The organism is Chryseobacterium salipaludis (assembly GCF_022968825.1).
GTDB classification, from domain to species: domain Bacteria; phylum Bacteroidota; class Bacteroidia; order Flavobacteriales; family Weeksellaceae; genus Kaistella; species Kaistella salipaludis.
This window is the reverse complement of sequence record NZ_JALHKS010000002.1, coordinates 78,222-90,994: the sequence shown is the minus strand read 5'-3', so window position 1 is coordinate 90,994 and position 12,773 is coordinate 78,222. Positions and strand designations below refer to the sequence as shown.

The window sequence follows — 12,773 nt, the reverse complement described above, 5'->3', positions numbered from 1 at the left end:
GGGCTGATGAATACTTTGTTTCACAAATATCCGGATAAATTTATCTTTTGCTTATTTTTAAGAAATGAAATACTCATTTAAAAATGATTACGCCGAAGGTGCGCACCCGGAAATCCTGCAGACACTTATGGAAAGCAACTTAATTCAGCAGCCGGGCTACGGTGATGATGCGTATTCCCGCCAGGCAGCAGAACTTTTGCGCAAAAAATGTAACAGTCCCGGGTCTGCCGTTTATTTTGTTTCGGGCGGTACACAGGCCAACCTGGTTGCGATATCTGCCTTTCTTCGGCCACATGAAAGTGTAATTTCTGCCGAGACCGGCCATATTTATACAAACGAAACCGGAGCTATTGAAGCCACCGGTCACAAAGTTCATCCTGTGTCCACAGATGACGGGAAAATCACACCGGCCGATATTCAAAGAATATTGGATGCACACCGCAATGTGCCGCATCAGCTGAAGCCAAAGCTCGTCTACATTTCCAATGCAACCGAACTGGGAACTGTCTACAGCAAAACCGAGTTGAAAGCGTTATGTACGTACTGCCGTGAACACAATCTGCTTTTGTATGCAGATGGGGCCCGCCTGGGCAATGCAATGGCAGCTTCAGAAGTTACTTTACAGGATATGGCTGCGCTCACGGATGCATTTTATTTGGGCGCGACTAAAAACGGTGGTCTTCTGGGAGAAGCTATCATTATTAACCATCCTGATTTGCAGCCAGACTTTGGCTTTCATTTAAAACAGAAAGGAGCCTTGCTGGCCAAAGGACGCCTGCTGGGAATTCAGTTTTTAAAATTATTCGACGGTAATTTATATGTCGAGCTGGCAGCCAAAGCAAACAGACAGGCGATGAAATTAAAAAATGCGTTTACGGCACACGGAATTTCTTTTCTCACGGAAACGGAAACCAATCAGATTTTCCCGATTCTGCAAAGACAGCATATTGCGCAATTGGCTGAAAATTTTGATTTCTATATCTGGCAGGAAATTGATGATGATTATGCCGCTATTCGTCTGATTACATCCTGGGCCACACCTGATGATAAAATAGAAAATTTTATGAAACAAATACATCAACTCAAATGAAAAAACTGATAACTGCTATCACATTCGGTATGTGTTTGCCGCTCATGGCACAACTCCCGGAAAAAGACCCGGAGATTTCCCGTTATGTGCAGGCGGTAAACGCAGATTCTTTGCGTGCTCATGTTGAAAAGCTGGTTAGTTTCGGTACGCGGCATACGATGAGCTCCACCACGGATCCCAAACGCGGCATTGGTGCCGCACGGGAATGGGTCTTATCGCGTTTTCGGGATTACGCCCGGAACAGCGCCGGCCGTATGGAAGTTTATCTGCAACAACAGGATCTGCAGCCGGACGGCAAAAGAATCAATGCGGCAACCAATCTTGGAAACCCCATCGCTTTTCTGAAAGGAACCGATCCCAATGATCAGCGGATTATTATCATCACCGGTCATTTGGATTCACGCGTGTCCGATGTGATGAATGCTCAGGCCGACGCACCCGGTGCCAATGATGATGCCAGCGGTGTAGCAGCGGTGATCGAAACGGCCCGGATACTCAGCAAGTCAAAATTCCCTTCTTCTGTTCTCTTCGTAGCAGTCAGTGGTGAAGAACAGGGATTGCTCGGAGCCAAAATGCTGGCGGATCATGCCAAAGCAGAAGGTTGGCAAATTCAGGCAGTGCTGAATAATGATATGATCGGGAATAATGTTTTCGATGCGCCTGAAAATGAAAAATCGCCAAATCTGCGTGTTTTCAGTGAAGGATTACCCGCCTTCAATACTGAAAAAAGTGCCGGTATGATCCGCAATCTGGGACTGGAGAACGAAGGAAGTGCGCGGCAGCTCGCACGGTATGTAAAAGAAATCGGAATGCAATACGTAAAAGATCTTGACATTAAGTTAATTTACCGAAATGACCGTTTCCTGCGTGGCGGCGACCATAGCCCGTTTGTAGCTCAGGGTTTTGCTGCAGTTCGTCTCACGGATTATTACGAAAACTATAACCATCAGCACCAGGATTTACGCACGGAAAACGGAGTTAATTACGGCGATCTGCTGGAATATATGGATTTTAATTATCTCCGGAAAAACACCGCGGTGAATATGGCTGTACTGGCAAACCTGGCGAAATCCACGCCGCCGCCAGTAAAAGTTGCCATGGATGTGAAGGAACTGACGAACACCACAAAATTAAGCTGGGAAAAACCGGTGACCGGAAAAGTAAAAGGATATCATATTCTGTATCGCGAAACCGACAGCCCGGTGTGGACCGACCGCATTTTTACTACAGAAACATCTTATACCGTACCGCTCTCGAAGGACAATTATTTCTTTGCCGTACAAAGTATCTCTGAAAACGGAAACGCCAGCCTGCCTGTGGTTCCGCAGATTTCAAGATAAAAAAGTTCCGCTCACTGGAAAAACCGGTGAGCGGATCATACTATGTTAAAAATAGCAGTAAATTCTTATTCCTGTCCTTCGTACTTTTCAACCACTTTCTGTGAAACGCCGGTATTGCTGAAACCACCGTCATTGAAAAGGTTTTGCATGGTTACTTTTTTCGTCAGGTCAGAGAACATGGCCACGCAGTAATTAGCGCAATCCATGGCGTCTGCATTCCCGAGTGGCGACATATCTTCTGCATACCCAAGGAATCCGCTGAACCCTTTCACACCGCTTCCGGCTGTGGTAGGCGTCGGTGATTGTGAGATGGTGTTCACGCGCACTTTGCGGTCGCCCCAATAATATCCGAAGGTCCGCGCAATGCTTTCCAGGTAGGATTTGTTATCAGCCATATCATTATAATCCGGGAAGGTACGTTGTGCTGCAATATACGTCAGTGCCAGGATGGAGCCCCATTCGTTCATGCAGTCTTTTTCCCAGGCCACGCGCATTACTTTGTGGAAGGAAACTGCACTTACATCCCAGCCTTTTTCCAGCCAGTCGTAGTTCATTTCTGTGTAATGCTTGCCCTTGCGCACATTTACAGACATCCCGATTGAATGCAGGATAAAGTCGATTTTACCGAATTTGGCAATCGCCGCATCAAAAAGTTTTTCCAGGTCTTCGATAGAAGTAGCATCTGCACCAATCACATCTGAACCGGTTTTATCGGCCAGTGTATTCAGTTCGCCCATGCGCATGGCAATCGGGGCATTGGAGAGGATGAACTCAGCGCCTTCTTCGTGGCAGCGTTCTGCAACTTTCCAGGCAATCGACTGGTCGTTCAATGCGCCGAAGATAATTCCCTTTTTTCCTTTTAATAATCCGTATGACATTATCTTAAATTTTAATTTAAGCAAATGTAGAGATTTTTTGCCGGTTGGAATCCAAAAAAAGAACTGCCCGTGTTCAGGCAGTTCTTCCGTGTTAATAGGGTGTGGGTATTAATTTGTCGCTTTTCTCATTTCAGCTTTTCCGTCTTCAGCAGCGTCTTTTGTATCTTCCCAGGCTTCATCAGCCATATCTTTGGTTTTTTCCCAGGCGCTGGATACAGCATCTTTCGTATCTTCCCAGGCATCCCCGATGTTTTCTTTCGCACGCTCCATCCAGCCCTCATGAGTTGGCGTAGCATTTTTGCGTTTTTCATCGCGGATATAATCTTTAGCGCGGTCTGCGTAATCGTTTACTGTCCATTTTGCTTTGTTCACTGTATGTTCCGCGTCGTTATAATCTTGTCTGTCCATAATGTTATAAATTTATTTAATGAATGATTTGGTAACAGTAAAGTTGCAAGGATCATTCCTTAAAATCTTAATAAGTTGTTAAAATATATTTAAAAGTGTATTAATTTATATTTATAAAAAGAGTTGGAAGTATTATTAAGACCATGCAAAAACGTAATTTTAGATTGAATTAAAAATTTTTAAAATGAAACCAGAACGGTGCCCGTGGGCAGAGAAGGATGAATTGTACCGGAGATACCACGACGAGGAATGGGGCAGGCCGGTACACGATGACCGAAAGCTTTTCGAATTCCTGCTGCTTGAGAGTTTTCAGGCAGGACTTTCCTGGCATACTATTCTGAAAAAACGCGAAAACTTCCGCCGCGCGTTTGATGATTTTGACTGTCAAAAAGTCGCCGGCTATGAGGAAACAAAAGTAGGAGAACTCATGGAGAATGAAGGAATCATCCGCAACCGGCTGAAAATCAAAGCAGCAATTCGCAATGCGCAACAGTTCCTGCGCATTCAGGATGAGTTTGGTTCCTTCAGTAAATATATCTGGGCTTTTGTGGACGGCAAAACCCTCGTGAATATTCACCGGAGCATGGCCGAGGTTCCTGCTTCCACGGAAATCTCGGACCGCCTTTCCAAAGATCTGAAAAAACGCGGCTTTACCTTTGTGGGCACTACGATTATGTATGCCTTCATGCAGGCCATCGGAATGGTTGATGATCATTTGGTAAACTGCCCGTGTAAAAAAAAGGCCGGCGCTGAGGCCGGCAAATAAAGGGGAAAATGGATTAAGGAATAAGTCTTTCCAGTACCCACTCAATCATATTTTTTTCAGAAGCATGGTGGTCCGCAGAGAATTCACCCCGGCGGCGGTTGGCAATCACCGCATTTACGGTAATAGCCTTGTGACCCAGCAATTTGGATAGCCCGTAAATGGCAGAAGTTTCCATCTCGAAATTGGTTACGCCCAGGTCATTGAGTTTTTCCAGGAACTGATCATCCAGCGCGCGAAGCCTCAGCTGACGGCCTTGCGGTGCATAGAAGCCCGGGAAGGTAGCGGTATTGCCGCGGTACTTCGCATCTTTAAAATATTCCGCGCTGTCTTCGGACCAGTCTGAGAAGTACAGCATCGGCTTGATATGTTCATACGGGAAGCCGGCCAGAAAGTTGCGGGAGAATTCGTTTTCGAATTTATAGTCTGAATAGAAATGCATCAACCCGTCCAGTCCTACTACATTCTGGGTAACCAGCATCTGATCAACTTCAATATCCGGATTCACGCTGCCACAGGTTCCCATGCGGAACAGTTGCAGTGACGTGTGATTTTCCCGGAATTCTTTTTTCTCGAGATCAATGTTCACCAGCGCATCCAGTTCATTCATTACGATATCGATATTTTCGGTACCAATCCCCGTGGACATTACGGTAATTCTTTCACCACGAAGCGTTCCGGTATGGGTGTAAAACTCGCGTTTATTTTTTTTAACCTCAATCGTATCGAAGAATTTGGAAACCTTAGGCACACGGTCAGGATCTCCCACCAGCATGATTTTCCCGGCAATATCTTCCGGTAAAAGGTTGAGATGGTATACACTGCCATCATCATTCAGCACCAGTTCCGATGCAGCTAACTTATTAAGCATATAATTGTTGGATTTTTTATTTGAAATTACAAAGATGGTTTCAGCCGCCGACTCTTTTCGTTTTGTAGCCCATCTCATGCAGGATTTCCATGACCTTATCGCGGTTGTTTCCTTGGATAACGATGGTGCCGTCTTTCTCCGAGCCGCCGATTCCCAATGTGGTTTTAATCTTCTTCGAAATTTTTTTCAGATCGTTCTCGCTGCCTTCAAAACCTTCTATGATGGTGACCGGCTTTCCGTTGCGGCCTTTCTTTTCGAATTTGCACACCAGTGGTTCCCGCTGCACAAATTTTTCCTCGGGCATTTCGAAATCCTGTTCTTCGTGTTCGGGAAACAGATTTTTAAGTTGGTCACGTAAATCCATCTAACAAATTTAAATATTATTTACACATCCGGAAGCGCTACCGGCTTTTAATAATCACTTTTTTGATGCTGCACTCCATTAATTTCTTAATATATGCTAAAAAAGAACGGTTGGTTCGGTTTGTTCAGAACTAAACCGTATTTTCGCGAATTAACCTAAAATAACCCTTTTGTCATCATGGATAAAGAAGTTTTTCGGGAACTGGTGAAGTTTTACGGGGAAGCTTTTAACCTGCCGCCGCTGGCAGCGAAGATTTACGGCTATCTTATTTTTGATTTTAACAGAAAGGGAGTCGCATTCGACGAATTTGTGGACGTTTTTGTCGTGAGCAAAAGTTCCGTTTCCTCCAATGTCAATTTACTGCTGAACCTGAATTTGATCAGCGATTTTAATAAAATTGATGAGCGGAAGCGCTTTTTTGTCGTGAATCAAAACTACATGAAAATTAGGTTTCAGGAGATTCTGGCACGAATGAAAAAGGAACTTTCCCTGATGGACCAGCTGCGGGTTATTGCTGCCGCACAGGATCAGCCGCCGGAAGAAAAGCACAACATCTGCCGGGAATTCTTTACCGAAAATATAAAGAGTCTGCAGGAAACGATTGATAAATTACCTTAAATAAAAACAGATATCGGATAAAATATACCTATGAAAAATAACTTAATGATTCTGGCGCTGTCTGCTTTGGCAGTTACCGCCTGCAAGAAAGAAGAATCACGGCCACCGATGGGGCCCAAAGTAGTCGCTACGGTCGCCGCGGAAACCCGAAACGTTACTGGGTATTCCAGCTTTCCGGCAAGCATTGAAGGCCGCGTGAATAACGGAGTCCGTGCAAAAATGCAGGGATACATCACCCAGGTTTTGGTGGATGAAGGGCAGTTTGTATCGAAAGGTCAGCCGTTGTTCCGCCTGGAAACCAACGCGCTCGATCAGTCTGCTTCTGCAGCGCGTGCCGGCGTAGGTGCCGCGCGTTCCAGTGTTTCCGCTGCGGAAGCCAATGTGAAAGCAGCGCAATCTGCCGTGAATGCCGCTCAGGTAGAGGTCGATAAATTACGTCCGCTGGTAGAGAAAAATATTATCAGCAGTGTGCAGTTGCAAACGGCACAGGCAAATCTGGCACGTGCACAGGCACAGCTGAGCCAGGCAATTGCAGCCAAACAGCAGGCAGCTGCGGGCGTTTCCCAGGCGCAGGCTAATTACCAGGGGGTACAGGAAAACATTAATTACTCGATTATTCGTGCGCCGATTTCCGGTGTTGTCGGGAAAATCAACTTCAGAACCGGAAGTCTGGTGGGGCCTTCAGACCCAACGCCGATTACCACTGTTTCCGATACCAGTGAGTTATATGCTTACTTTTCTATGAATGAAAAGGAATATCTGGATTTCCTGAAAACAGCAAAAGGAGCCACGGTTCCCGAAAAGCTGAAGAATATGCCGGCTGTGGAGCTGGTGCTTGCCAACGGAGAGCCTTATCAGCACAAAGGCAATATTAAAGCTGTAACCGGTCAGATTGATCCTTCCACCGGCAGTATTCAGTTCCGGGTGTCTTTCCCGAATCCTGAAAAAATGCTGAGCAACGGAAATAGTGGAACCATCCGCATCCCGATAGCGTATGATAATGCTCTGGTGATTCCGGAAAGTGCCACCTATGAACAGCAGGGCCTTGTGTACGTTTATAAAGTAAAACAGGACACCGCGAAAAGCGCCGTAATCTCCGTGACGGACCGCGTGAGCAATATGGTGGTGGTTAAAGACGGCCTGGACAAAGGAGAAGTCGTAGTGGCAGAAGGTGTGGGCACATTAAAGTCCGGTACACCGGTAAAACCACAGCCGAAGAAGTTCGATGATTTGATTAATGCCATTAAACCCATATTCTAAGTTATGATTAAAAGATTTATCAACAGGCCCGTCCTGTCCACGGTAATTTCGATTATGATCGTTATCCTTGGAATTTTGGGTCTCGTTTCCCTGCCTGTTACGCAGTATCCGGATATTGCGCCGCCAACCGTGCGGATTTCAGCAAATTATACGGGAGCGAATGCACAAACGGTGATGAACAGTGTCATCATTCCGATTGAAGAACAGGTAAATGGGGTGGAAGGAATGGATTATATTTCTTCATCCGCGGGGAACAATGGCTCTGCTTCCATTCAGATTTTCTTCAAACAGGGGATTGATCCGGATATTGCCGCGGTAACCGTTCAGAATCAGGTGCAGCGTGCCATTCCTTTGCTGCCGAGCGAGGTAACCCGCTCCGGTGTACAGGTTAATAAACAGCAGACCAGTGCGCTGATGTTCCTCAGTTTCTATACGGCAAACCCAAGCTTGGATGAAGTGTGGCTGCAGAACTATCTGAATATTAATATTATTCCTGCGCTGAAAAGGGTGAATGGTGTTGGCGATGCGCAGGTCTTCGGCGGGAAAAACTATTCGATGAGAATCTGGCTGGATCCCGCAAAGATGGCAGCCTATGGTCTGGAACCTTCCGAAGTGTCGAATGCCATCAATGAGCAGTCGCGCGAGGCGGCCGCCGGTGCCTTGGGTGAAAACAGCGGTGGTTCCTTTCAGTACATTATTACCTACAAAGGAAAATATAATGAAGTAGAAGAGTTTGAGAATATTATTCTGCGGGCTCTAGGAAACGGAGAATATCTGCGCCTGAAAGATGTGGCAGAAATTAAGCTGGATTCCCAGTCGTATGCCGGGATTGGGGAAAGCAACGGAAACCGCTCCATCAGTATGGGGATTTTCCAGACGCCGGGCTCCAATGCACAGGAGATTATTACTGAAATTAAAAAACAACTCAAGGAAACGGAAAAAACCTTACCGGAAGGAATCGGCTATAATATTAACTTCGATACCAATGAATTCCTGGAAGCCTCTATTTCCAAAGTAATTAAAACCCTTCTGGAAGCCTTCGTGCTTGTATTCCTGGTGGTATTTATCTTCCTGCAGGATTTCCGGTCTACGCTGATTCCGGCCATTGCCGTGCCGGTGTCCATCGTCGGTACCTTCTTCTTCCTGAATCTATTCGGGTATTCCATTAACCTGCTCACGCTCTTTGCTCTGGTGCTCGCCATCGGGATTGTGGTGGATGATGCCATTGTGGTGGTTGAGGCCGTGCATGCTAAAATGGAAAGCGGCATCGCCGATGCCAAAAAAGCTACGGTGGAGGCGATGGATGAGATTACCGGTGCAATTATTTCAATTACCCTGGTGATGGCGGCCGTGTTTATTCCGGTGACTTTCCTGACCGGGCCCACTGGCGTGTTCTACCAGCAGTTCGGGATTACGCTGATCATTGCGATTTTAATTTCGGCAGTAAACGCCTTAACGCTGAGTCCCGTTTTGTGTGCCATGTTCCTAAAACCGCAGGCGCACCATACCAAGGAATACGCACAGATGAATTTTGTGCAGAAGTTCTTCACGAAATTTAATACCGGTTTTAATGCCGTTACACGCAAATATGGGCAGTCTTTCGGCTTTTTGCTGCGACACAAGTGGGTAACTGCCCTTCTTTTTGTGGCCGGAGGTTTAACCTTCTGGTGGGCAAGCAGTACCATGCCGACCGGTTTCATCCCCAAGGAAGACCGTGGGATTCTGTTTACCGATGTGCAGTTGCCGCCGGGCGCGTCTATGGAAAGAACCTATAATGTGCTGTCTGATTTGCAGAAAGAGGCCCGCAAGATTCCGGGCGTGCTGAATGTAACCTTCACGGCGAGCCGCGGATTTATGTCCGGTCAGGGGTCTAACGTTGGGCAAGCGTTCGTGAAACTGAAACCATTTGATGAGCGCGGGAAAGCAGAAGGTCAGAGTATTGATGAAATCACAGGCCGCTTATTTGGTCTTGCGTCTAAATATCCGGATGCGAAAATTATTTTCTTCTCGCCGCCAAGTGTGCCGGGCTTTGGTACCAGCGACGGATTTTCTGCCGTGCTTTTGGACAAATCCGGTGGAGAAATTACGGAATTGAATAACGTTACACAGCAGTTTGTGGGTGCTTTGATGCAGCGGCCGGAAATTCAGTTTGCATCCACTTCCTTTAATACCAATTATCCGCAGTATGAAATGGTCGTGGATGTGCCCCGCGCGAAAGAAAGTGGTGTTTCTTTAAATAACATTTTAAGTACCATGCAGGGCTACATCGGTGGAATCTATTCTTCAGACTTCACCAAGTACGGAAAACAGTTCCGCGTGATGATCCAGTCTCTGCCGGAGAGCAGAAGAAATCCGGAAAACCTGAATTCTATCTTTGTGAAAACCGGTACCGGAGCGATGGCGCCCATCTCTCAGTTTGTGACTTTAAAACGAACCTTTGGTCCCCAATCACTGGAACGGTATAACCTGTTTACCTCGGTAGCCATCAGCGGATCCAGTAATCCCGGCTTTTCTACGGGTGACGCGATTCGTGCCGTACAGGAAGTAGCTGCGGAAAATCTGCCGGCGAATTACGACGTGGAATTTACGGGACTCACGAAGGAAGAAATGAAAGCAGGCTCACAAACCTATGTGGTGTTTCTGCTGAGTTTTCTGTTTGTGTACTTTATTCTGGCCGCCCAGTATGAAAGTTATTTGTTGCCATTCTCTGTGATTCTGTCGCTTCCGCTGGGGGTAATCGGCGCGTTCTTTGGGCAGCGGGTTTTCGGTTTGGAGAATAATATTTATTTCCAGATCGCCATTATCATGCTGATTGGCTTGCTGGCGAAAAATGCGATTTTGATTGTGGAGTTTGCCGTACAGCGCCGTCATCATGGTGAGAGTATTGCCATGTCCGCCATTAATGCAGCCAAAGCCCGTCTGCGTCCGATTCTGATGACCTCGTTTGCGTTTATCTTCGGAATGATTCCGCTGGTTTTTGCCAACGGTATCGGCTCGGTCGGGAACCGTTCCATCGGTACCGGTGCGGCCGCTGGATTGCTGATTGGTACGTTCTTCGGGCTGATTGCTATTCCAGTTTTGTATGTTATTTTCCAGCATATTCAGGAACGTATTTCACCACTTAAAGAAGAGGAAATTAATCTTTCAGAATAATTGTAATGTTAGTATTTATGAAAAAATATATGAAAATAAAATTTCCGCTGTTGCTGTTGTTGTCGCTGTTCTGGCTGTCCAGCTGCATGACGCGTGAAAAATATGTGCGCCCGGCAAACTCAGTTAATGAAAAGTTGTTCCGCACCGATATGATTCCGCAGGACTCGGTGAGTATGGCAGCTGTTTCCTGGCGTGACATTTTTACAGATCCGCTGCTTCAGCAGCACATCTCCACCGCGCTGGAAAATAATCTGGATGTGCGGATTGCCTTGCAGAATATCGCAGCGGCAGATGCCTATCTGAAACAAAGCAAAGCAGCCTATGCTCCCACTTTATCTGCCGGGCCTAATTATACCTTGCAGACACAGTCTTTAAATACGCAGGCAGGAAAACTTTTATCTGCCCGCAAGTACAATGACCAGTTTGATCTGTCCGCCAATATGAGTTGGGAAGCCGATATCTGGGGCAAGCTGCGCGCACAGGAAAAGTCCCAATTGGCCAGTTACCTGGGAACCGTCGCGGCACATCAGGCAGTGAAAAGCGACCTGGTTGCAGCGGTGGCCTCGTCATACTATCAGCTGCTAACCTTTGATGACCAGAAGCGAATTATCAATGAAACAATTGCGCTGCGCCGTAAAAACCTGGAAACGACCCAGGCATTGAAAGATGCCGGAACCGTAACAGAAGTTGCTGTGCAGCAAAGTGAAGCATTGGTTTATAATGCAGAATCAATGCTTATTAATATTGATGTACAGATTGCTTTAGTGGAGAACGCCATGAGCGTACTGATGGATATGCCTGCGCATGCGATTCCGCGGTCCACCATTGCGCAGCAGCAAATTCCGGTCAGCCTGAAATTAGGATATCCGGCCAACCTGCTCAGTAACCGCCCCGATGTGAAAGCAGCAGAGTATCGCTTGATGTCAGCCTTTGAACTGACCAATGCTGCCCGCGCAAATTTTTACCCGACCTTAAGACTAACCGGTGGTGCAGGTCTGGCGGCAGCGGACATTGATCAATTGTTCAGTGCGAACGCTTTCTTTGCCAATATTGTGGCAGGACTGGCACAACCGATTTTAAATAAAAGGCAAATCCGCACCCAGTATGAAGTAAGTCAGGCCAACCGTGAAATTGCTTATCTTAATTTCAGAAAAGCCATTTCCCGTGCCGGCCGCGAGGTTTCGGATGCACTGAAGATTTACAATTCACAGGATGAATACATCGGTGTGAAAAGAAAAGAGATGGAAGCGTACCAAAAATCCGTGGAGTACTCTCAGGAACTGGTGAACTATGGTTTGGCCAATTACCTGGAAGTACTCAATGCTAGTGTAAACCAGCTGAATGCAGAACTGAATATTTCCAATGCAGAATACGCCAAACTGGATGCGGGCATTGAGCTGTACCGCGCTTTGGGTGGCGGCTGGCGCTAAGACTGTGGAGCTGCGTAATCGCTGAAAAACGGTTTGCAGAATTCCCACATTACCACACCGGCGCACACCGAAACATTCAGCGAGTGCTTGGTGCCCAGTTGCGGGATTTCCACGAAAGCATCGTAGTAATGGAGGGTGTCATCACTTAAGCCTTCCACTTCATTTCCTAAGACCAGGGCATAACTCTGGTCTTTTTTTATTTCAAAGGCGGAGAGCTGCTGTGAATCGGTAGTTTGTTCGATCCCGATGATTCGGCAACCGCGCTCTTTCAGTGTTTGCAAAGCAGTTGCGATATCTTTTTCATACGTCCAGGTTACACTTTCGGTTGCACCCAGGGCTGCTTTCTGGATTTCACGGTGGGGCGGTTGGGGCGTGATACCGCAAAGTATAATTTCCTGAATAAGGAAAGCATCAGCCGTGCGGAAAACAGCGCCCACATTGTGCATGCTACGGACATTATCTAATACAACGGTGACGGGAATTTTCGGCGTGTCGCGAAAGGTGTCCACGTCTATTCTTCCCAATTCCTCCAGTTTCAGTTTCTTTGTGGATGACATTTTTGTATTTTTGGCAAAACTAAGCTTTTCCTTTTGATCCC

Annotated in this window: 12 protein-coding genes; 7 read left to right on the top strand and 5 right to left on the bottom strand. The window is 46.6% G+C overall.

Going from position 1 to position 12,773, the window contains the following annotated elements; all coding sequences use genetic code 11:
- Positions 1 to 64 precede the first annotated feature (64 nt).
- Both MVI27_RS03090 and MVI27_RS03085 read left to right on the top strand, forming a co-directional pair.
- Complete coding sequence (locus MVI27_RS03090; protein WP_246959234.1) at positions 65 to 1,090, top strand: threonine aldolase family protein; 1,026 nt, start codon at positions 65 to 67, stop codon at positions 1,088 to 1,090.
- The gene (locus tag MVI27_RS03085; RefSeq protein WP_246959233.1) at positions 1,087 to 2,430 is read left to right on the top strand and encodes a M28 family metallopeptidase; all 1,344 of its coding nucleotides are present in this window, start codon (positions 1,087 to 1,089) and stop codon (positions 2,428 to 2,430) included. The genes MVI27_RS03090 and MVI27_RS03085 overlap by 4 nt, the downstream gene beginning before the upstream one ends.
- Positions 2,431 to 2,495: 65 nt before the next feature.
- Here MVI27_RS03085 and MVI27_RS03080 read toward each other — a convergent pair whose 3' ends face one another.
- Both MVI27_RS03080 and MVI27_RS03075 read right to left on the bottom strand, forming a co-directional pair.
- The gene (locus tag MVI27_RS03080; RefSeq protein ID WP_246959232.1) at positions 2,496 to 3,308 is read right to left on the bottom strand and encodes an enoyl-ACP reductase FabI; all 813 of its coding nucleotides are present in this window, start codon (positions 3,306 to 3,308) and stop codon (positions 2,496 to 2,498) included.
- A 108-nt stretch (positions 3,309 to 3,416) separates the two neighbouring features.
- Positions 3,417 to 3,716 carry a hypothetical protein gene (locus tag MVI27_RS03075; RefSeq protein ID WP_246959231.1) on the bottom strand — a complete coding sequence of 100 codons (300 nt, stop codon included), beginning with the start codon at positions 3,714 to 3,716 and terminating at the stop codon, positions 3,417 to 3,419.
- 184 nt (positions 3,717 to 3,900) lie between these two features.
- Between MVI27_RS03075 and MVI27_RS03070 the strand changes: the two genes are divergently transcribed.
- Complete coding sequence (locus tag MVI27_RS03070) at positions 3,901 to 4,482, top strand: DNA-3-methyladenine glycosylase I (protein ID WP_246959230.1); 582 nt, start codon at positions 3,901 to 3,903, stop codon at positions 4,480 to 4,482.
- A gap of 13 nt (positions 4,483 to 4,495) precedes the next feature.
- On the opposite strand, the gene MVI27_RS03065 is transcribed toward MVI27_RS03070, so the two are convergent.
- Complete coding sequence (locus tag MVI27_RS03065) at positions 4,496 to 5,350, bottom strand: nucleoside phosphorylase (RefSeq protein ID WP_246959229.1); 855 nt, start codon at positions 5,348 to 5,350, stop codon at positions 4,496 to 4,498.
- A gap of 40 nt (positions 5,351 to 5,390) precedes the next feature.
- Entirely contained in the window at positions 5,391 to 5,714 is a 324-nt protein-coding gene (locus MVI27_RS03060) for a translation initiation factor (RefSeq protein WP_246959228.1), read from the bottom strand.
- A 177-nt stretch (positions 5,715 to 5,891) separates the two neighbouring features.
- On the opposite strand from MVI27_RS03060, the gene MVI27_RS03055 reads away from it, so the two are divergent.
- The 4 genes from MVI27_RS03055 to MVI27_RS03040 are packed head-to-tail and all read left to right on the top strand — an operon-like array spanning position 5,892 to position 12,175.
- Complete coding sequence (locus tag MVI27_RS03055) at positions 5,892 to 6,332, top strand: transcriptional regulator (protein ID WP_246959227.1); 441 nt, start codon at positions 5,892 to 5,894, stop codon at positions 6,330 to 6,332.
- Between the two features lie 30 nt (positions 6,333 to 6,362).
- The gene (locus MVI27_RS03050; protein ID WP_246959226.1) at positions 6,363 to 7,592 is read left to right on the top strand and encodes an efflux RND transporter periplasmic adaptor subunit; all 1,230 of its coding nucleotides are present in this window, start codon (positions 6,363 to 6,365) and stop codon (positions 7,590 to 7,592) included.
- A gap of 3 nt (positions 7,593 to 7,595) precedes the next feature.
- The gene (locus MVI27_RS03045) at positions 7,596 to 10,745 is read left to right on the top strand and encodes an efflux RND transporter permease subunit (protein ID WP_246959225.1); all 3,150 of its coding nucleotides are present in this window, start codon (positions 7,596 to 7,598) and stop codon (positions 10,743 to 10,745) included.
- Between the two features lie 29 nt (positions 10,746 to 10,774).
- Positions 10,775 to 12,175 carry an efflux transporter outer membrane subunit gene (locus tag MVI27_RS03040; RefSeq protein WP_246959224.1) on the top strand — a complete coding sequence of 467 codons (1,401 nt, stop codon included), beginning with the start codon at positions 10,775 to 10,777 and terminating at the stop codon, positions 12,173 to 12,175.
- Here MVI27_RS03040 and MVI27_RS03035 read toward each other — a convergent pair.
- Positions 12,172 to 12,732: an RNA methyltransferase gene (locus MVI27_RS03035; RefSeq protein WP_246959223.1), complete on the bottom strand. Its 561-nt coding sequence runs from the start codon at positions 12,730 to 12,732 to the stop codon at positions 12,172 to 12,174. The two genes, MVI27_RS03040 and MVI27_RS03035, sit on opposite strands and share 4 nt — an antisense overlap.
- Positions 12,733 to 12,773: the final 41 nt, after the last annotated feature.